At 73.0% G+C, this 19,148-nt stretch carries 16 protein-coding genes; 9 read left to right on the top strand and 7 right to left on the bottom strand.

The genetic code is table 11. The annotated features are described in order from the left end of the window. Positions 1-35 precede the first annotated feature (35 nt). The gene (gene glgX / locus ACFVS9_RS24200; RefSeq protein WP_383113947.1) at positions 36-2,192 is read right to left on the bottom strand and encodes a glycogen debranching protein GlgX; all 2,157 of its coding nucleotides are present in this window, start codon (positions 2,190-2,192) and stop codon (positions 36-38) included. Positions 2,193-2,570: 378 nt separating this feature from the next. Here glgX and ACFVS9_RS24195 point away from each other — a divergent pair, with 378 nt between their 5' ends. Beyond that, positions 2,571-3,803: an SAV2148 family HEPN domain-containing protein gene (locus ACFVS9_RS24195; RefSeq protein WP_383113948.1), complete on the top strand. Its 1,233-nt coding sequence runs from the start codon at positions 2,571-2,573 to the stop codon at positions 3,801-3,803. A 79-nt stretch (positions 3,804-3,882) separates the two neighbouring features. Further along, positions 3,883-4,644 (top strand): 3'-5' exonuclease, encoded by a 762-nt coding sequence (locus ACFVS9_RS24190; protein ID WP_389935327.1) that lies wholly within the window; start codon positions 3,883-3,885, stop codon positions 4,642-4,644. A 14-nt stretch (positions 4,645-4,658) separates the two neighbouring features. On the opposite strand, the gene ACFVS9_RS24185 is transcribed toward ACFVS9_RS24190, so the two are convergent. Further along, a complete protein-coding gene (locus ACFVS9_RS24185; protein ID WP_383113950.1) occupies positions 4,659-5,012 on the bottom strand; it encodes a DUF4333 domain-containing protein in 354 nt (117 codons plus the stop codon). A gap of 186 nt (positions 5,013-5,198) precedes the next feature. Then, positions 5,199-6,065, bottom strand: coding sequence for a phosphotransferase enzyme family protein (locus tag ACFVS9_RS24180; RefSeq protein ID WP_389935324.1), 867 nt, complete (start codon positions 6,063-6,065; stop codon positions 5,199-5,201). A gap of 125 nt (positions 6,066-6,190) precedes the next feature. Between ACFVS9_RS24180 and ACFVS9_RS24175 the strand changes: the two genes are divergently transcribed. The 4 genes from ACFVS9_RS24175 to mgt all read left to right on the top strand — a co-directional run bounded on the left by ACFVS9_RS24175 (position 6,191) and on the right by mgt (position 10,610). Further along, complete coding sequence (locus ACFVS9_RS24175) at positions 6,191-7,129, top strand: carbohydrate ABC transporter permease (RefSeq protein WP_389935320.1); 939 nt, start codon at positions 6,191-6,193, stop codon at positions 7,127-7,129. Next, positions 7,126-7,965: a carbohydrate ABC transporter permease gene (locus ACFVS9_RS24170; RefSeq protein ID WP_383113953.1), complete on the top strand. Its 840-nt coding sequence runs from the start codon at positions 7,126-7,128 to the stop codon at positions 7,963-7,965. The genes ACFVS9_RS24175 and ACFVS9_RS24170 overlap by 4 nt, the downstream gene beginning before the upstream one ends. After that, entirely contained in the window at positions 7,965-9,257 is a 1,293-nt protein-coding gene (locus tag ACFVS9_RS24165; protein ID WP_383113954.1) for an ABC transporter substrate-binding protein, read from the top strand. The genes ACFVS9_RS24170 and ACFVS9_RS24165 overlap by 1 nt, the downstream gene beginning before the upstream one ends. A 159-nt stretch (positions 9,258-9,416) precedes the next feature. After that, the gene (gene mgt, locus ACFVS9_RS24160; protein ID WP_389935315.1) at positions 9,417-10,610 is read left to right on the top strand and encodes a macrolide-inactivating glycosyltransferase; all 1,194 of its coding nucleotides are present in this window, start codon (positions 9,417-9,419) and stop codon (positions 10,608-10,610) included. A 9-nt stretch (positions 10,611-10,619) separates the two neighbouring features. On the opposite strand, the gene ACFVS9_RS24155 is transcribed toward mgt, so the two are convergent. The 4 genes from ACFVS9_RS24155 to ACFVS9_RS24140 form a co-directional block, all read right to left on the bottom strand. Next, positions 10,620-12,158 (bottom strand): polysaccharide deacetylase family protein, encoded by a 1,539-nt coding sequence (locus ACFVS9_RS24155; RefSeq protein ID WP_389935312.1) that lies wholly within the window; start codon positions 12,156-12,158, stop codon positions 10,620-10,622. 100 nt (positions 12,159-12,258) lie between these two features. Further along, the gene (locus ACFVS9_RS24150; RefSeq protein ID WP_389935309.1) at positions 12,259-13,734 is read right to left on the bottom strand and encodes a glycosyltransferase; all 1,476 of its coding nucleotides are present in this window, start codon (positions 13,732-13,734) and stop codon (positions 12,259-12,261) included. Then, positions 13,731-14,678: a hypothetical protein gene (locus ACFVS9_RS24145; protein WP_389935306.1), complete on the bottom strand. Its 948-nt coding sequence runs from the start codon at positions 14,676-14,678 to the stop codon at positions 13,731-13,733. Before ACFVS9_RS24145 ends, ACFVS9_RS24150 begins: the two co-directional genes overlap by 4 nt. Further along, entirely contained in the window at positions 14,675-16,096 is a 1,422-nt protein-coding gene (locus ACFVS9_RS24140; RefSeq protein WP_383113959.1) for a nucleotide sugar dehydrogenase, read from the bottom strand. Before ACFVS9_RS24140 ends, ACFVS9_RS24145 begins: the two co-directional genes overlap by 4 nt. A 305-nt stretch (positions 16,097-16,401) precedes the next feature. Here ACFVS9_RS24140 and ACFVS9_RS24135 point away from each other — a divergent pair, with 305 nt between their 5' ends. The 3 genes from ACFVS9_RS24135 to ACFVS9_RS24125 all read left to right on the top strand — a co-directional run bounded on the left by ACFVS9_RS24135 (position 16,402) and on the right by ACFVS9_RS24125 (position 18,614). Continuing rightward, positions 16,402-17,604 carry a S8 family serine peptidase gene (locus ACFVS9_RS24135; protein ID WP_389935302.1) on the top strand — a complete coding sequence of 401 codons (1,203 nt, stop codon included), beginning with the start codon at positions 16,402-16,404 and terminating at the stop codon, positions 17,602-17,604. A gap of 85 nt (positions 17,605-17,689) precedes the next feature. After that, the gene (locus ACFVS9_RS24130; RefSeq protein ID WP_389935299.1) at positions 17,690-18,238 is read left to right on the top strand and encodes a DUF1697 domain-containing protein; all 549 of its coding nucleotides are present in this window, start codon (positions 17,690-17,692) and stop codon (positions 18,236-18,238) included. Further along, on the top strand, positions 18,231-18,614 hold the full coding sequence (locus ACFVS9_RS24125; RefSeq protein WP_383113962.1) for a DUF4440 domain-containing protein: 384 nt from the start codon (positions 18,231-18,233) through the stop codon (positions 18,612-18,614). Before ACFVS9_RS24130 ends, ACFVS9_RS24125 begins: the two co-directional genes overlap by 8 nt. The last annotated feature ends 534 nt before the right edge of the window (positions 18,615-19,148 follow it).

Genomic DNA, 19,148 nt, shown 5'->3' with positions numbered 1-19,148 from the left:
CGGCCCCGCCCGGCCCGTGGCATCACCCCATCGGCCTACGCGGGGCGCTTGAGCACCGTCAGGCTGCGCCCGATCAGCGTCACCCGCTCACCCGCGGAGACCCTGGGCCCCGCACCCGGCGGCACCCCGTCCGGGATCGCCGTGTCCACCACGACCTGCCACTGCTTGCCGTGGTTCATCGGAACGGTGAACTCCAGCCCCTCGGCGCCCGCGTTGAACATCAGCAGGAACGAGTCGTCCGCGATCCGCTCACCGCGCGGGCCCGGCTCGGAGATGGCGTGGCCGTTGAGGAAGACCGTCATGGCCTTGGCGTGCGCGGCCTGCCAGTCCCGCTGGGTCATCTCCTCGCCCCTCGGGGTGAACCACGCGATGTCGGACAGCTCGTCGTGCGTGCCCTCCACCGGGCGGCCGTGGAAGAAGCGTCTGCGCCGGAAGACCGGGTGGTCCCGGCGCAGCCAGACCATGGACCGGGTGAACTCCAGCAGGCTCGTGTCCGTGCCGGCCGCGCCCTCGTCGCCGTCCTCCGCACGCGAGGCGGCGGCCGGGTCGGGCCAGTGGACCCAGGAGAGCTCGTTGTCCTGGCAGTAGCCGTTGTTGTTGCCCCGCTGGGTCCGCGCGAACTCGTCGCCGTGACTCAGCATGGGAACGCCCTGGGAGAGCATCAGGGTGGCGATGAAGTTGCGCATCTGACGGCTGCGCAGCTCCAGGACCTCCTTGTCCTCGGTCTCCCCCTCCGCCCCGCAGTTCCACGAGCGGTTGTGGCTCTCACCGTCCCGGTTGCCCTCGCCGTTGGCGTCGTTGCGCTTGTCGTTGTACGAGACCAGGTCGTGCAGCGTGAAGCCGTCGTGGCAGGTGGTGAAGTTGATCGAGGCCAGCGGGCGCCTGCCGTCGTCCTGGTAGAGGTCGGAGGAGCCCGTGAGGCGCCCAGCGAACTCCGCGAGGGTGCGGGGCTCGCCCCGCCACAGGTCGCGCACCGTGTCCCGGTACTTGCCGTTCCACTCGGTCCACAGCGGCGGGAAGTTCCCCACCTGGTAGCCGCCCTCGCCCACGTCCCAGGGCTCCGCGATCAGCTTCACCTGACTGACCACCGGGTCCTGCTGCACCAGGTCGAAGAAGGAGGACAGCCGGTCCACCTCGTGGAACTGGCGTGCGAGGGTCGCGGCCAGGTCGAAGCGGAAGCCGTCCACATGCATCTCGGTCACCCAGTACCGCAGCGAGTCCATGATCAGCTGGAGCACGTGCGGCGACCGCATCAGCAGGGAGTTCCCCGTGCCGGTGGTGTCCATGTAGTACTTCTGGTCGTCGGCCAGCCGGTAGTACGACGCGTTGTCCAGACCCCGGAAGGAGAGCGTCGGACCGAGGTGGTTGCCCTCCGCCGTGTGGTTGTAGACGACGTCGAGGATCACCTCGATGCCCGCCTGGTGCAGCGCCTTCACCGCCTGCTTGAACTCCAGCACCTGCTCACCGCGGTCGCCCCAGGAGGCGTAGGCGTTGTGCGGGGCGAAGAAGCCGATGGTGTTGTAGCCCCAGTAGTTGGCCAGCCCGGCGTCGGCCAGCCGGTGGTCCTGGACGAACTGGTGCACCGGCATCAGCTCGATCGCGGTGACCCCCAGCTCCGTCAGGTGGGCGATGATCTCCGGGTGCGCGAGGCCCGCGTAGGTGCCGCGCAGCTCCTCCGGCAGGCCCGGGTGGAGCATCGTCAGGCCCTTCACGTGGGCCTCGTAGATCACCGTGCGGTGGTAGTGGGTGCGCGGGCGGCGGTCGTCGCCCCAGTCGAAGTACGGGTTGACCACGACCGAGCTCATCGTGTGCGGTGCCGAGTCCAGGTCGTTGCGCTCGTCCGGCTTGCCGAACGGATAGCCGTACACCGCCTCGCCCCACCGGATCCGCCCCGAGATCGCCCGCGCGTAGGGATCGAGGAGCAGTTTCGCCGAGTTGCAGCGCTGCCCGCGCTGCGGCTCGTAGGGTCCGTGCACCCGGAAGCCGTAGCGCTGCCCGGGCATCACCCCGGGCAGGTAGGCGTGCCGGACGAAGGCGTCGGTCTCGCGGAGCTCCACCGCCGTCTCCGAACCGTCGTCGTGCAGCAGGCACAACTCGATCCGGTCGGCGGCCTCCGAGAAGACCGCGAAGTTGGTTCCTGCGCCGTCGTACGTGGCGCCCAGGGGATACGCGTGTCCCGGCCAGACCTGCATAGATAGGACTCTTCCACTTCTGATCCGGGTGCAGGGGGTTTTCGTCCCGATACTCCCCGAAAGACGGTCCTGTACCTAGTACGTCGACCGGTGCGGCCGGGTCCCGTCGAGCGATCCGTCCGGCAGGTCAACCTGGGGCACCTCGGTGTCGCCCGGACAGGGGGTCCGGGCCGCCGGGAGGCTCCTCCGTCCGGTACGCGGCCTGCGAGGGGGTGCGCAATCGCTATGAACCATCTCACTCCACCCGATTGCACCGCAAGGAACGGGCCTTTGGTACAGGGGAGTTGAGTGAGGAGCCTGTGCAACCGGCTGCACCGGCTCCCGCTGCCGGAGTACCCTTCCTTGATCGTTGGTGGGGGAGCGGAAGGCGGTGCGCGGGTGAGCTCGGGAGGGTTCGAGCTGCCCCCAGGTGACACAGGTCACGAGGGGGAATCGACCGATGCGCCGCCAGGGGCTGTCTCCCTCGCACAGCCCATGGAGATCGGGCATGAGCTGGACTGGGGAGCGGACGCCTGGAACGAGGTGCGCACACGGGCGCAGCGGGCCGGGCGTGCGTACATCTGGCTGAATCTGGTGGAGCAGCGGCTGCGCGCCGTGGTCTCCGCCGTGATCCGGCCGGTCTACGAGCCGGTGCACGGCGAGGACTGGGTGGTGGCCGCCGCCGGACCCGCGGGGCAGGAGTGGGTGCAGCGCGCCGTCGCGGTCCGGGAGGTGTCGCGCCGCAAGGGCTATCTGCTCGACCCGGCCGACGACAACGTCCTGAGCTTCCTGACGCTCCCGCAGCTGCGGGAGCTGATGGTCCAGCACTGGCCCTGCTTCGAGCCGTACTTCGACGACCGCCGCGAGGTCGAGCTCGCGCTGGACGAGCTGGAGGTGGCGCGCAACGTCGTCTCCCGCAACCGCGCGCTGAACGAGGCCGTGCTGGCGCAGGCCGAGCGGGCCTCCGCGCGGCTCCTGGAGATCCTCGGCAGCGGTGCCGCGGTCCCGTCCGCCGACCGGCTGCCCGTGGACGCCGTGGAGGAACTGGTCGGCGACCGCTATGCCGACGTGGTCTCCGTCCACCCGGACCGGGTCCGGCTGCAGCGCCAGCTGCCCGCCGAGGACCTGTTCGGCGGGGCACGGCGGCTGGACGCGATCGGCATAGGGCTCAACCTCCTCACGCAGAACTTCTCGGGGCGCCGGCTGGTCCGCCTCGCCGAGTCGGGCTGCCGGGTCAGGCTGCTGTTCATCAACCCGGCGAGCAGCGCGGTCAAGCGCCGCGAGCGCGAACTGGGCCTCAAGAAGGGCGAGCTGAGCCGCTCGGTGGAGATGAACATCCTCCACATGCGCCGGGTGCGCTCCAAGCTCCGCGACCCGGGCGCCTTCCAGATCCAGGTCTTCGACGAGACCCCGCGCTTCACGGCCTACCTGGTGGACGGCGACGGGCCCGACGCGGTCGGGGTCGTCCAGCCGTACCTGCGGCGCGCACGCGGCATGGAGGCGCCCGTGCTGGTGCTGCGCGGCGGCGGGCGTGCGGTGGTCAGGGCGGGGCAGGACAGTGAGCACGGCCTCTTCGAGACGTACCGCGAGGAGTTCGAGTCGGTCTGGACGGACTCCCGCCCCGTCTCCTGACGCCCCTTCCGGCGTTGTCAGTGCCGCGTGCGAAGGTGGTTCTCACCGGGGGAAAGCAGCACGGAAGGGAAGGTACGGGATGAGCTGGATCAGCGGACCGTTGATGGCGTTCGACCTGGAGACCACGGGGACGGACGTCGAGACCGACCGTATCGTGACGGCCGCGGTCGTCCGGCTGGAGGCGGACGGATCCCTCTCCGGGGAGCGGACCTGGCTGCTGGATCCCGGTGTGGCCATACCCGAGCAGGCGTCGGCGATCCACGGCATCTCGACGGAGCGGGCCCGCGCGCACGGGATGGAGGCGGCCGCCGCGGTCGAGGAGATCGCCCGCGCCGTCGCCGACGGTCTGCGCTCCGGGACGCCGCTGGTGGTGATGAACGCGCGCTACGACCTGTCGCTCCTCGACCGCGAGTGCCGGAGGCACGGGGTCGAGTCGCTCAGCGAACGCCTGGGGGGCGTCCCCTCGCCCGTCATCGATCCGCTGGTGATCGACAAGCACGTCGACAGGTACCGGAGGGGGAAGCGGGCCCTGTACGCCCTCTGCGCCCACTACGGGGTGCCGCTCGACGACGCGCACGACGCGAAGGCGGACGCGGTCGCCGCGGCCCGCGTGGTGCGGTGCCTCGGGGAGAGGCACCGGCCCGTCGGGGGCATGCCGCTGGATGACCTGCACGGCCTCCAGGTGCGTGCCGCGGCCGAGCAGTCCCTCTCGCTCCAGGCCTATCTGCGGCGCACCGCGGATCCGTCGGCGGTCGTGGAGCCCGCCTGGCCGCTCATCCCCCGGCGGCGGGAGCCGCAGCCGGGGGAGAGCGTTCCCGGAGTGCCGGTCCGGAGCCGCTGAGCGCGTTCCGGAGGTCAGTTCGGAGCCGGTGAGGCCGTCTCGTCGGCCTTGATGTCGAAGTCGATCTTTCCCTCGTCGACGGAGGTGACCGTCACCGTCACCCCCAGGGTGCTGCCGTCGTCCGCCGTGAGGGTGCAGCGCGTGGTGGTTCCGGTCTTCCCGGTGAGGTCCTCGGGGCAGGTGATGTCCGGCTCCGGCTGACCCGTCGTCCGGGCGAGCTTCTCGGAGACCGTGGCGGCGAGCTTGTCCGAGGACAGCTTCGGCTCGGAGTTCCCGACGCTGACCGAGGCGGAACAGCCGACGAGCAGGGCGCAGGCCGCCGCTGCCGAGAGGCTCCATGTCGCGGTGTCCGAGCGGGATATGAGCATGAGGGTGAGGCTCCGTTCCGGAGGGGCGACGCGGTCGCGGGAAGCATACGGGCAGCCCCCTCCGGCCGGCCGCCGGAAGGGCGGGGCCGCCGCCCGGCGCTCGGCGGGAACGCCGGGCCCGGGGACACCGCACGGAGGCGGGCCGGGCGGTGCGTGCCTCCGGGAGCCGGCCCGTCCGGCCGTCCGTCAGAACGGGTACCAGCGCACCTCGGCGTCGTCCTCACGCAGGGACGCCACCCTGCGGCGGAACTCCGCCAGGGCCTTCGGGTTCGCCGGGGCGTGCTGGGAGACCCAGGCGCAGCTCGCCGTCTCGCGGGCCCCGCGCAGCACCGCGCACCCCTCCCACGCGCGTACGTCCCAGCCGTACGCCTCGGTGAACGCGTCGTAGGCGCCGGCCGCCAGGCCGTACCGGTCGCGGGAGAGCGCGAGGACCACCAGGTCGTGCTCGCGCAGATCGGCGGAGAACGTCTCCAGGTCGACCAGCACCGGACCGTCCGGGCCGACGTGGACGTTGCGGGGGAGCGCGTCACCGTGGATCGGCCCCGGCGGCAGGTGCGGGGCGAGGGCCGCGGCGGCCTTCGCGAAGCCGTCGCGCCGCCCGCGCAGGTAGTCGGCGTCGGCCGGATCGATCGCGTCGCCGGCCAGCCGCAGCCAGCGCTCGACGCCGCCGAGCAGCTCACGGCGCGGCAGCGTGAAGTCCTCGGGCGGGGCGAGCGCGTGCACCTGGGTGAGCAGAGGGGCGAGGTCGCGCGGCTCTGGCGGGCGCACGGCGTCCGGCAGCCGGTGCCACAGGGTCAGCGGGTGGCCCTCCACCAGCCGCGCCAGGGGTTCGGCGGCCCGTACGGCGGGTACACCGGAAGCGGCGAGCCACCGGGCGACGGCCACCTCGCGCTCGGCCCGCTCCCGCAGCTCCGGGTGTCCGGCGGAGTCCCGGCCCACCTTCACCACCAGGTCGCCGACGGCGAACACCGCGTTCTCGCCCAGCGCGAGGAGTTCCGCTCCGCCGGGCAGTCCCGCGGCGGTCAGTACCTCACGTGCGCGCGTTTCGTCCATGGCCCGATTTTCTCATCCCCGCAGGCCACCTTGACGGACGGGCCGCCCGTCAGCACGATGGCGAGGGCCCTTCGGGCGGTAATACGGGGATGAAACCGATCCAAGGGTGCGAAGGGGTCGAATTCATGACAGTGGCGACCGCGGCGAAGCGGTCCGGACGTGAGGCCCCCGGGGACGCACGGGCCGCCGGCCGCCGACGGGACGTCCCCGTCTGGTTCCTGGTGCTGCCCGCCGTCCTCCCGATCCTGGTCCTGAGCGTCGGTCCCCTGCTGTACGGCATCGCGCTGGCCTTCACCGACGCCCAGTCGGGCCGCACCCGCTCCACCCGGTGGACGGGTGTCCTCAACTTCCAGGACCTGCTGCACGACGGCCTGTTCTGGGAATCCTTCCGGATCGGCCTGCTGTGGGCGGCCGGAGTCACCGTGCCCCAGTTCGTGCTCGCCCTCGGCCTCGCCCTGCTGCTCGACGCGAACCTGCGGTTGCGCTGGCTCGCCAGAGCGCTCGCGATCATCCCCTGGGCGATGCCCGAGGTCGTCGTCGGCATCATGTGGCGCCTGGTCTACACCCCCGACGCGGGCATCCTCAACGAGACGATCCGCGATCTCGGGCTCGGCGACGGCAGGGACTGGCTCACCGGTCTCGGCACCGCGCTGCCCGCCGTGATCGTCGTCGGCGTCTGGGCGGGCATGCCGCAGACCACCGTCGCGCTGCTGGCCGGGCTCCAGAACACCCCGCACGAACTCCACGAGGCCGCGGCCCTGGACGGCGCGGGCGCCTGGCGCCGCTTCCGTACCGTCACCTGGCCGGCGCTCAGACCCGTGGCCCTCGCGATCAGCGCGCTCAACCTCATCTGGAACCTCAACTCCTTCGCCCTGGTCTACGTCCTGACCAGCGGCGGACCCGGCGGCCGCACCCGGCTGCCCATGCTCTTCGCCTACGAGGAGGCCTTCCGCTACGGGCAGTTCGGCTACGCCGCGGCGATGGGATGCGTGATGGTCGCCGTCGTCTCGGTACTCCTCGCCGTCCACCTCGCCGGCCGGCTCAGGGGAGGCGGGGACGCGTGAGCCTCCGTACGGGCAGGACCGCGCGCGCCGGGCAGTACGCCGCGCTCCTGTGCTACCTGGTCTTCCTGGCCTTTCCCTTCCTCTGGCTGGTCTCCACCGCCTTCAAGCCGGCCCGTGAGCTCGGCTCGCTGCACCCCACGTGGATCCCCGGGGACCCCACCCTGGACAACTTCCGGCAGGCCTTCGGCGAACAGCCGCTGCTCCGGGCCGCCGCCAACTCCCTGACCGCCGCGCTCTGCGCCGCCCTGATCGCCGTCGTCATCGCCACCCCCCTGGCCTATGTGACGGCCCGTCACCGTGGGCGGCTGTCCTCGCTGGCCACCGGGTGGGTCGTGGTCAGCCAGGCCTTCCCCTTCGTCCTCGTGATCATTCCGCTCTTCCTGGTCCTCAAGCGCCTGCACCTGATCAACTCCCTGTGGGGGCTGATCCTGGTGTACGTCGTCTGGTCGCTGCCCTTCGCCCTCTGGATGCTGACCGGATACGTCCGGGCCGTGCCGCCCGAACTGGAGGAGGCCGCCGCCGTCGACGGGGCGGGGAGGGCGCGGATCCTCCTCTCCGTCACCGCGCCGCTGCTGGCCCCGGGGATCGCCGCCACCGCCCTCTTCGCGTTCATCACCGCGTGGAACGAGTTCTTCTTCGCACTCGTCCTGCTCAAGACACCGGAGAAGCAGACCTTGCCGGTCGTACTCACGCACTTCCTCGGCGCCGAGGGGGTGGCCGACCTCGGGCCGCTCGCCGCGGCCGCCTTCCTCGCCACCCTCCCCTCGCTCGTGCTCTTCGCGCTCGTCCAGCGGCGCATCACGGGCGGTCTGGCCGCCGGGGCGGTGAAGCACTGATGCGCCGCCGCCCGCTCCCGCTCGCCGTCGCGCTGACGACCGCGCTCGCCCTCCTGCTGGCCGGCTGTTCAGGAGAGGGCGGCCGCGGGGACGGCCCGGTCCGGCTGAGCTTCCTGTCCCTGGCCTGGCAGAAGGAGTCCGTCGACGCCAACAGGCAGCTCGTACGGGAATGGAACGCCGCCCACCCGGACGTCCAGGTGGACTACGTCCAGGGCAGCTGGGACAACGTCCACGACCAGCTGCTCACCTCCTTCGAGGGCGGCGAGGCGCCCGACATCATCCACGACGCCTCCGACGACCTCGCCGACTTCGCCTACGGCGGCTACCTCGCCGACCTGCGGCCCCTGCTGCCGGACCGGCTGACCGGGGACATCCCGCCGCGGTCCTGGGCCGCCGCCACCTTCGACGGCGGTGTCTACGGGGTGCCCTTCCTCCAGGAGCCCAAGGTCCTGATCGCCAACACGAAGATGCTCACGGCGTCGGGCGTCCGGATCCCGACCCCTGGGAACCCCTGGAGCTGGCCCGAATTCCGGCAGGTCACCGAGAAGCTGACGGGGAAGGGGACGTACGGGGTCGCCTGGCCGCTGAAGGAGCCGGTCTCCGTCACCCTCAACCTGGGCCTCTCCTCCGGCGGGCAGCTCTTCCACCGTGACGCCGACGGCAGGGTGACCGTCCGGTTCGAGGAGGGCGACCGCGTCATGCCCGGCACGGTCCGCGACCAGGTCGGTTCCGACCGCAGCGCCGCGCGCCCGGCCCTGGGCATGGGGGGATCCGACACGCTCCCCGGCTTCTTCGGCGGCAGGTACGCCATGGTCCCGCTGGGATTCTCCTACCGCCAGCAGGTCGTCGAGCAGGCCCCCGAAGGCTTCGCGTGGACCGTGCTGCCCACCCCGGCGGGCAGCGCCGGGCTCACCCAGGGCGTCAGCCCGCAGACCCTCTCCGTCGCCGAGGACAGTCCGCACAAGGAGGAGGCCGTGCGGTTCATCGACTTCCTGCTGCGCCCCGCGAACATGGTGCGGCTGGCCCGGGGGGACTGGATGCTGCCCACCGGCACCGAGGCCCTGGCGGACCCCGCCCTGCACACCGCGGAGAACGGCTGGGCGACGGGCGCCGCCCTCGCCCGGGCGCTGCGCCCCGCCCCCGCGCAGTCGGTGCGCGGCTACCCGGAGTGGAAGGACAAGGTCGCCACCCCCGCGCTCCAGGAGTACTACAGCGGGGCCATCGGCACCGGAGAGCTGAGGAAGCGTCTGGTCGACGACGGGAACCGGGTGCTGGCCCGCTACCAGCGCTGATCCCGGCGGGCGCGGGCCACGGGTACGCAAGCCTGCCGGACGGGTCCGGCGGCGGCAGGGGGCTCGGGCACCCGCCGCCCGGGCCGAGGTCCCCGCGTCCGCCGGACGGGCGCGGGAAAACCGGTGGACGAGACGTATCGTCTCGCTTATGGTCGGGGCATGACCACGATCCCGCGTGCCCACATCGCCATGTTCTCCATCGCCGCCCACGGGCACGTGAACCCGAGCCTCGACGTCATCCGGGAGCTCGTCGCCCGCGGGCACCGCGTCAGTTACGCCATCCCGGCCTCCTTCGCCGCGACGGTCGCCGCCACCGGGGCCGAGCCGGTGGTCCACACCTCCACGCTGCCCACCGATCCGGAGGGCTGGGGCAGCGAACCCATCGACTTCAAGGAGCCGTTCCTCGACGACGCCGTCCAGGCGCTCCCGCAGCTCGCCGATGCCTTCGAGGGGGACGAGCCGGACCTCGTCCTGCACGACATCACCTCCTACCCGGCCCGCGCCCTCGCCCACCGCTGGGGCGTCCCCGCCGTCCAGCTCTGGCCCAACCTGGTTCCCTGGGAGGGGTACGCGGAAGAGGTGGGCGAGCCCGCGAACGCCGAGCTGAGGAGGACCGCGCGGGGCCGGGCGTACTTCGCGCGGTTCACGGACTGGCTCACGGAACACGGTCTCGGTCACCTCTCCCCGGACGACTTCGTGGCCCGGCCCCGCCGCGGCCTGGTGCTGATTCCCGAGGTGCTCCAGCCGCACGCCGACCGCGTGGACCGCACCCGGTTCACGTTCGTCGGCGCCTGCCAGGGGGACCGGGCAGCCCAGGGCGGGTGGGAACGGCCCCCCGGCGCCCGGAAGGTGCTGCTGGTGTCCCTCGGATCCGCGTACACCGACGAGCCCGCGTTCTACCGCGCGTGCGTCGAGGCGTTCGGGGGCCTGCCGGACTGGCACGTGGTGCTCCAGACCGGCGCCCGTGTCGGTCCGTCCGCACTCGGGGAGGTGCCGGACAACATCGAGGTGCACCCGTGGGTCCCGCAGACGGCCGTGCTGAGGCAGGCCGACGCCTTCATCACCCACGCCGGTGCCGGCGGCAGCCAGGAAGGGCTGGCCACCGGCACCCCGATGGTGGCGGTGCCGCAGGCCGTCGACCAGTTCGGCAACGCGGACATGCTCCAGGCGCTCGGAGTCGCCCGGCACCTGCCGAAGGAGGAGGCGGACGCCGCGTCCCTGCGCGCCGCCGTCCTCGCCCTGGTCGACGACCCGGAGGTCGCCGGGCGACTGGCGGTCATCCGGGAGCGGATGGCGGGGGAGGGCGGGACCGTGCGGGCAGCCGACCTCATCGAGGCCGAACTGCCCGTCTGAGGAGGCCCCTCACCGCTGGGACGACGCGGCCTTCCCGGAGGCCGGGCGCACCGTCAGGGAGGTGAAGCGCGGCCAGCCCCCGGCCGGACCGCCGTTGCGCACGCTGAGCGCGATCCCCCCGGCCGCGTCGCCGCCGGCCGCCCCGGCGGCCCGCTCGATCCGCTTCCCGCCGTCCACCGTGACCACGGTCCGGTCCCCGGTCACCGTGATCGTGATCCGGTGCTCGGCCGCGTCGGTCAGGGTGTGGCGGCCGGTCTCCCGCCAGCGGCCGTCCCGGTGCTCGCGCAGACGGACGTAACTGTGGCTGAGCGACACCTCCAGCGGGACGAGGCTGCCGTCGCGCACGATCACCCCGGCGTTGTTCTGCGCCTCGCGCAGCCCGCCCACCCGGGCGACGACGGTGTAGTCGTTCCAGTCGGCGGAACCCGTCGGACGGTACGAGGCGGCGGCGTACCCCGTCCGGCCGGGGTAGGGCCCGGAACCGGTGAACTCCCCGAGGCCGTCCCCGGACCGGTCGCCCCGCCGCCACCGGCGCGGCTCCGTGAGCGGGGCCGGGCACTCGGCCGGGGACACCGACCTCCACTGCTCGACGGCGGCCAGCAGGTCCCGGGTACCGGTGGCGGCCGTCACCTCCACCCGCTGGACCTCGCCCGCCGCCGCCGCCCGCCGCCCGGCGGGCAGCGGACGGTCGGAGTTGTTGGTCAGGGCGGTCTCGAACCGCTCGGCGAGCGCCGCACGCAGCATCCGGCCGGCGGGCAGCGCCGCGGCGTGCCCCCGCGACTCGGAGAAGGGGTAGGCGAAGAGCCGGGGCCGGGGCAGGCCGTGGCGGGTGAGGTCGCCGATCGACCGGTCGAGGTCGCGCTCGATCCGCCGCCCGTACTCCTGGGCCGTCTCCCGTCGCCCCTCACCGGGCAGCCACAGCCGGCCGGTCAGGGCGGAGGACGTGTTCCCGGCCGCGTCCACGGCCTCCCGCCGGTGCAGGTCACGGGTGTGGTCCTCGAAGTCCCAGCGCCCCGAGCGGGCCATGCGGCCGATCTCCTCCCAGGAGAGGTAGTACGGGCGGTGGCTGCCCACCGAGCGGGTGATGAGGAAGGCGGCCGCCCGCATGCGGTACCTGGCCAGGATGCGGTCGGCGTGCACCCACAGCCCGTGCGAGCCGTCGTCGAAGGTCAGGAACACCGAACGCGGGCCCGGCGCCGGCCCCCCACGCAGGTACGCGATGAACTCCTCGCTGCTCAGGGTGCGGTAGCCGGCCGCCGCGAGGGCCGCCAGCTGGGCGTCGAACGCCTCGGGGGTCACGGTGTAGCGGCTGTCGCTGCCCCGGGCGATGTCGTGGTACGCCAGGACGACGGGGGCGGTGCCCGGTCCGCCCCCTGCGGCGGGCGCGCCCGCCGCAGGGCCGCCTCCGGGCCCCGGGCCCGGAGGGTCCTCCTGCGCCGTCACCGACCTGCGGAACTCGTCGTAGCGCCAGGCGCCGTAGAAGGGCGCGCAGACCAGGGCCAGGGCCAGCAGCCCGAGCAGCGCGCGCCTGGGTGCGGAGTGGGTCACGGAAGGGTCCCCCGGGAGAGCACGAGAAGGTACACGGCGATGACGGCCGCCGCGGTGAGCAGCGCGGCCAGCATCCTGGCGACCGCGCGGGCCGGCTCTCTCACGCCGCCCCCCTGGACCACACACCGCGCCGGACGGTGAGCAGCGAGTACGGCAGCAGCCAGGCGAGCAGGACCGCGGAGAACAGGCTCATGAGCGGCCGGTAGCGCCAGTTGGTGTCCCCCGGGTGGTCGATCCGGTACGCGAGCCCCCAGACGCAGCCCTTGAGGACCACCCCGCAGAAGTAGAGGAGCGTCAGGAGGAGGGCGCCGTGCGCCGGTGCCCAGACCAGGTGCCGGAACGCCATGACCGGTGCGGCGAGCACCCACAGCACGTGCCCGTAGAAGAGGGCGGCGGGACCGGGGCCGCGGCGCCACATGAAGGACCCGGTGAAGAAGAGGTTGCGGATGAAGCTCTTCTTCCAGCGGACCTGCTGGCCCAGGAGCGGCCCCAGCCGGGCGGGCACGTCGGTCCACACCTTCGCGGAGCGCACGTAGCCGACGCGCCAGCGGCGCACGGCGAAGTCCTCGGCGACGAAGGGGGATCCGGCGTGGCGGCGCTTGAGCGCCTCGCCCCGCCACGCCTGCCCGAGGACGTATCCGGTGAGCTGGCGGTCCGTGGCGAAGCGGAACGGGGCGCCCATGAACCGGTCGGCGGCCCAGGCCGGCAGGTAGTTGTAGACGGCGTCCCGGCGGAACACCGCCAGGGGCCCCGAGACGCAGGTCACCGAGCCGAAGGAGGCCTCGGCCGCCTTGGACACCCTGAACTGGCCCTCGTACCAGACGTCCTGAGCCCTCGCCAGGAAACCTGACGCCGTGTTGAGAGCGCGGCAGTGGCCGCTCACCGCGCCCAGTTCGGGATGGGCGACCAGGGCCCGCACGCAGCGGCGCAGGGCGTCGGGGGCGAGGACGCAGTCGGAGTCGGTGAAGGCGATGATCTCGGTGTCGGCCAGCTCGCAGCCGCGGACCAGCGCGTTCTTCTTGCCGACGTTGGCGTCCAGCCGGATGACGGTGATGCCGAGCTCGTCCTCCAGCCCGCGCAGTACGTCGCCCGTGCCGTCCTGGGAGTGGTCGTCCACCACGACGATCCGCACGCCGGGGCAGTCGGAGGCGGCCATGGAGCGCACGCACGCCTCGATGCCGTCCACCTCGTCCTTGACGGCGAGCAGGAAGGTGACCGTGGGCTCCGCCGACAGCGGCGGGAAGCTCTCCTTCGGGCCCGGCCGCACCCGGAGTTCGCCCTCGGCGGGGTCCTCGTACCTGCTGTAGGCGATGTAGAGCATGGCGATCGTGCCGGCCAGCACGACGAGGCCGTAGCAGACGGGGAGGTTCAGCCGGGGCAGCCGTGCGGCGTGGTGGGCCAGGACGACCAGGAGCGGCATGAGGCAGAGCAGGACGAGCAGCCGGCGTACCCCGTGCGCGGTGGCCGGGCCGGGGGAGGCGACGCGTCGCTTGAGTTCGCGCAGGCCGCGGGGGCCCGGCACGGACCGCCGCGCGGAGGGCCGGGGCCGGGCCGCCGGCCGCTGGAGGGCGTTCACCGCGCCGCCCCTTCCGCCGTGGGCTCCGCGCAGGCGCGGCGGCCCGTGGAGTCCTCGGCCGTGAAGCCGAAGAAGGCCATCTCGGTGTTGTCGCCGCGCAGTCCGACCCCGCCGGCCGTGGTCAGCCCGCCCGGTGCGCCGTCCTCCGTCTCGAGGACCGTCCGTCCGTTCAGCGACAGCGCGATCCTGACCCGGTCGTCCCGGCACCCGTTCACGGTGCCGGTCACCAGGTGCCAGCGGCCGTAGTCGAGCGCGTGGCCGGCCGTGGCGAGGGTCGTGTAGACGCCCTCCCGGTCCGGGGGAGCACCGGGGGCCGGGTGTTTGCGCTTGAGGGCGACCGTGCCGTCCCGGCGGCGGAAGCTCAGGGCGTACAGCTCCTGCGGGCTGCGGTAGCGGAGCCAGAGGTGCCCGCCGTCCCAGTCGCGCGCGGGGGTGCGGCCGGTGGTGCCCGGGGGCCTCAGGAACACCCAGCACCGCACGGTGGTGTCGGCGAAGTCCCGCCGCCGGGTGACGAGACGGAAGACGGACGACCCGGTGTGCAGGCCGGAGTCGGGGCCCGGTGCCTCGCCGTCGGGCACGCCGGTCCATCCGAAGGCCCAGCGGGCGAAGAGCGAACCGCTGGTCGCGACCCAGTCCCGGGAGACGCGGGCGTCCCCCGCGTCCGGGTGCGCGCAGGCGTACTCGTTGGTGACCAGGCCGTCCACCGGGAAGGCCGGGCGGAAGCGGCCTCCCGCGTCGCCGCCGGGCGCCGGCGGCCACGGTGTCCCGGCGGACGGGGGGCCGCCCGGCGCCTTGGCGTCGGCGGGCGGGCCCGAGGTGACCGGATCCCGCCCGTCCGAGGTGAGCACTCCGGCGATCCCCGCGGCCGGGGTGGCGACCGCCGCGGCGAGCAGCGCACGCCGGCTCGGCGCGCGGCCCCGGGCAGGGGCTGGGGATGCGCTCATACGGCGGCGCCGGAGACCGCGGTGGCGAGGCGGTGCGTGACGTCCAGGACCGCCGCGCGGCCGCCCAGCCAGTCCAGGCCCGTGCCGGGGTGCACGGTGTGGACGACGACCAGGTCCCAGTCCAGTGCCTCGGGGGCGCCGACACTGTGCCGTACGAGGCCCTGCCGCTCCAGGCGGGGCACCAGGGGGTCGGCGTACTCGACGGTGGCGCCCCAGGCCGTGAGCCGGTCCATGATCTCCAGTGCGGGGCTCTCCCGCAGGTCGGCCACACCGGGTTTGTAGGCGACGCCCAGGATCAGCACCCGGGCACCGGAGATGTCCAGCCCGCGTGCCGCGAGCGCTTCACGGGCCTTGCCCGCGACCCGGGCGGGCCGCTCGGCGATCGCCGTCATCGCGGCGTCCACCAGGGGGGACGCCACCTGTCTGGCCCGCAGTTGCCACAGCAGGTAGTGCGGGTCGCAGGGGATGCAGTGCCCGCCGACGCCGGCGCCCGGGTAGAAGGGCATGAAGCCGTACGGCTTGGTGGCCGCGGCCTCGATGACCTGCCGGGGATCCAGTGCGAACTCAAGGCAGTTCTCCGCCAGTTCGTTGGCCAGTGCGATGTTGACGGCCCGGAAGGTGTTCTCCCACAGCTTGCTCATCTCGGCGGCCTCCGGGCTGTCCACCCGGTGGACGGAGGGAGCCGTCCCGGCCAGCAGCGAGGCGGCGAGTTCGGTGCTCCGGGGGGTGAGGCCGCCGATGACCCGCGGGGTCCTGTCGGGGGAGTGCGCGGGGTTGCCGGGATCGATCCGCTCGGGGGCGAACGCCACGAAGACATCGGTACCGGGCAGCAGCCCCCTGGCCGCGAGCGGCCCGACCAGGAGGTCGCGCGTGGTGCCGACGTAGCTGGTCGAGGTGAGGACCAGCAGCTGCCCCGGGACGGCGTGGGCCACCACCGACGAGCAGGCGGCGGTCAGCGCGCCCAGATCGGGCACGAGCCGCTCGTCGACCGGGGTGGGCACGCAGATGATCACCGCGTCCGTCTCCACGACCGCGGCGGGGTCCGCGGTCAGCCGGAAGCCCGCGTCCCGGAGCGCCGCGGCCAGCCGGCCGTGCTGGGAGGGCAGCAGGTCGACCCGGCCGGAGCGGATGTCTCCCAGCCGGGGCTCGCTCGTGTCCACGCCGACCACCGTGTGGCCGGCGGCGTGGAGGGAGAGCGCGGTCGGCAGGCCGACGTAACCGAGACCGATGACCGCGACCCGGGCGCGGCGTCCGTGCTGGACCTGCGACGGCAGGTTCGCCGCCGGTACGGGCTCGGCGCACGCGGATCGCGCGGGCGCCCCCGCTCCGGCCGATGCCTCGTCGTCCCGGATGGCCGTACGAGCGGTACGCCACGCGTCCGTGCGTGAGGAATGGGGTGTGTTGCTGGCGATGTGCACAAACGAAACATGTCATTCCGCTCCTGTGTCCGTTAGCAACGAGGTGCGGTCATGTGCGCCTGATCGGGTCAAGTTCACTCGTCCGGAACTCAACTACGCGCCTTTGTTCGGAAGGCGCTAGATGGTTTGCCCGACTTGGGGCGGAGTGCACGACTTTTCTGTGTCGAAAGCTTGCCGAGTGCGTGACGGCTACATGAAGTTCTTGATCTGGGCGCGTCAATCGAGCAGTGTTTCGATGCAGCCCCCGGAGATCTTCCGGCCGAGGGCCAATCCCCCCACAAAGAATGACGAGGAGACCCCTCTTCATGGCAATTCACAAGCGCGCGCACTCGTTCAGGCTCACCGCCGCGATAACCGCGGTGGCCGCGGCCGCCGGTGTCACCCTGCTCGCCACCCCCTTCGCGGGAGCCGCCCCGGCACCCGCCCTGGGCACCGTCTACGGCGCGGACGCGGCGACGGCCGTCTCCGGCAGCTACATCGTGATGCTGGACGGGAAGGCCGACAAGGCCGGTCTGGCGAAGCAGTACGGCGGCACGCTCGAACGGAACTACAGCTCGGCCATCAACGGCTTCTCCGCCAGCGGGCTCTCGGACACCGAGGCCAAGCGCCTCGCCGCCGACCCGGCCGTGTCGAAGGTCGTCCAGAACAAGAAGTTCCACATCGACGCGACCCAGGACAACCCCCCGTCCTGGGGGCTCGACCGGATCGACCAGACCGGCACCGCCGGTGACGACGCGTACACCTACCCGGACTCGGCCGGCGGGGACGTCACCGCGTACGTCATCGACACCGGTGTCCGCGTCACCCACGAGGACTTCGAGGGGCGCGCCACCTCGGGCTTCGACGCCGTGGACGACGACGACGACGCCGACGACGGCAACGGGCACGGCACCCACGTGGCCGGGACCATCGCGGGCGCGGCGCACGGGGTGGCCAAGAAGGCGAAGATCGTTGCCGTCCGCGTCCTGGACGACTCGGGCTCGGGCACCACCGAGCAGGTCGTCGCCGGCATCGACTGGGTCACCGCCCACCACGAGGGCCCCTCCGTCGCCAACATGAGCCTCGGCGGCTCCGCGGACCCGGCCCTGGACGCCGCGGTCCAGAAGGCCATCGCCTCCGGGGTCACCTTCGCCGTCGCCGCGGGCAACGAGTCGAGCGACGCCGGGCAGGGCTCCCCCTCCCGCGTCCCCGAGGCCATCACGGTCGCCTCGTCCACGGTGGACGACGAGCAGTCGTCGTTCTCCAACTACGGCTCGGTCGTGGACATCTACGCCCCCGGCTCGAACATCACGTCGGCCTGGAACGACAGCGACGACGCCACGAACACCATCTCCGGTACGTCCATGGCGACCCCGCACGTCGTCGGCGCCGCGGCCGTCTACCTCGGCGGGCACCCCGACGCCACCCCCGAGGAGGTCGCCACCGCGCTCACCGAGGGCGCCACCCCGGACGCCATCTCCAACGCGACCCAGGGCACGGCGAACAAGCTCCTGAAGATCGTGGAGTAGCCCGGACGGAACGAACGGAAGACCGCCGCGCCCTCCCCCACGGGGCGCGGCGGTCGCGCGCCGTGCGCCGTTCTAGGGTGGTGCCATGAGCACGATGTACGCGGCGCTGCTGCGGGGGATCAACGTGAGCGGCCACCGGCGGGTGCCGATGGCCGAACTGCGCGCACTGCTCGGTGAGCTGGGGCACGAGGACGTCGCCACCCACCTGCAGAGCGGGAACGCCGTGTTCCGCAGCGCGTCGGACGACGAGAGCGCCCTGGCCGCCGGGCTGGAGCGGGCCGTCGAGGAGCGGTTCGGCTTCCCGGTGGACTGCCTCGTCCGCTCGGGCGCCTACCTCGCGGGCGTGGCCGAGGCCTGCCCGTTCCCGGCCGCCGGACTCGAGGGCAGGCAGCTGCACGTCACCTACTTCGACCGGGCCGTGGACGCCACGCGCTTCGCCTCGCTCGACGCCGACTCCTTCCGCCCCGAGGAGTTCCGGCTGGGCGACCGCGCCCTCTACCTGTACGCGCCCGACGGGCTCGGGCGCTCCAAGCTCGCCGTGGCGCTCGGAAAGCCCGCCGTGACGCGTGGCCTCATCGCCACCAGCCGCAACTGGAACACCGTGGCCAAGCTGGTGGAGATGACGCGTGGCTGATCCGCCGTCCGCCGTGGCCGCCGCCGTCGAGGGCGAGCTCCGCCTCCTGGACCCCGTGGTGCGGGCCTCGGCGGACGCCCTGGACGCCCTGCTGCACCCCGGCTTCCGGGAGATCGGCAGCAGCGGCACGCTCTGGGAGCGCGACGCGGTCATCGCCATGCTCACGGACCCCGGCGCGCCACGTCCGGCGCCGCTCACCGCGTCACGGATGCGGGGCGACCGGCTCGCGGCGGACCTGGTGCACCTCACCTTCGACACGGAGTGCGGGGGCCTGCGTTCGCACCGCAGTTCCCTGTGGCGGCGCACGCGTGACGGCTGGCTGCTCTACTTCCACCAGGCCACCCCCTTCAGCGGAGAGCCGCCCGCCGGGGGCTGAGCCGGGCGGGCCGACGGGTACGGCACGTCCTCCCGCCGCGTCCGCCGGACACCCGCGGCCGACCTCCCCGCGTCCCCGAACGCCGCCGAGCCGCCGCCGCGGGGCAGTCCCGAACGCCGCCGGGCCGCTTCCCCCGCGCCGCAGCACAGCCCCGAGCGGCGCCGCAAGAGTGCCGCCCCGGTCTCATCCGTGCCCGAAGTCCGGCCGGTTCTCGCCGAAAGGGCGAATTCCGGCCAACTGTGAGGCCTGGGCAAAACGTTGGTAAAGCGCCTGAACGGACGGGGTGCCGGTGGGCCCGGTCCGGGCCGGCGGAGCGCGTGCGCGTCCGCCCCGCGGGCGGGCGCGGCGTGTGTGAAAGCGATGCGCGTAGACAGGTGCCGACGTCCGGTGTCCGCTTCGCACTTTGCTGCAATTCGCGGGCCCGCCCCGTTCGGTGAGCGGACGGACGCGTTCGGGTGGCATCTGCACGCATAGCGGAGTTCACGGTCCGTTCTCCGCCACGGTCCGGAAGGCGGCCTTGCCACGGGCCCAAGC

This window comes from Streptomyces sp. NPDC058008 (assembly GCF_042886395.1).
GTDB lineage: Bacteria > Actinomycetota > Actinomycetes > Streptomycetales > Streptomycetaceae > Streptomyces.
Note: the sequence above shows the minus strand (reverse complement) of the source record. Positions and strands in the feature narration are given on the sequence as shown.

Excerpts from the sequence above, each read along its gene's own strand:
- glgX (WP_383113947.1), bottom strand. The coding sequence starts at position 2,192 with ATGCAGGTCTGGCCGGGACACGCGTATCCCCTGGGCGCCACGTACGAC.
- ACFVS9_RS24130 (WP_389935299.1), top strand. The coding sequence starts at position 17,690 with ATGAGCACGATGTACGCGGCGCTGCTGCGGGGGATCAACGTGAGCGGC.
- ACFVS9_RS24135 (WP_389935302.1), top strand. The coding sequence starts at position 16,402 with ATGGCAATTCACAAGCGCGCGCACTCGTTCAGGCTCACCGCCGCGATA.
- ACFVS9_RS24145 (WP_389935306.1), bottom strand. The coding sequence starts at position 14,678 with ATGAGCGCATCCCCAGCCCCTGCCCGGGGCCGCGCGCCGAGCCGGCGT.
- ACFVS9_RS24180 (WP_389935324.1), bottom strand. The coding sequence starts at position 6,065 with ATGGACGAAACGCGCGCACGTGAGGTACTGACCGCCGCGGGACTGCCC.
- ACFVS9_RS24175 (WP_389935320.1), top strand. The coding sequence starts at position 6,191 with ATGACAGTGGCGACCGCGGCGAAGCGGTCCGGACGTGAGGCCCCCGGG.
- mgt (WP_389935315.1), top strand. The coding sequence starts at position 9,417 with ATGACCACGATCCCGCGTGCCCACATCGCCATGTTCTCCATCGCCGCC.
- ACFVS9_RS24190 (WP_389935327.1), top strand. The coding sequence starts at position 3,883 with ATGAGCTGGATCAGCGGACCGTTGATGGCGTTCGACCTGGAGACCACG.
- ACFVS9_RS24165 (WP_383113954.1), top strand. The coding sequence starts at position 7,965 with ATGCGCCGCCGCCCGCTCCCGCTCGCCGTCGCGCTGACGACCGCGCTC.
- ACFVS9_RS24185 (WP_383113950.1), bottom strand. The coding sequence starts at position 5,012 with ATGCTCATATCCCGCTCGGACACCGCGACATGGAGCCTCTCGGCAGCG.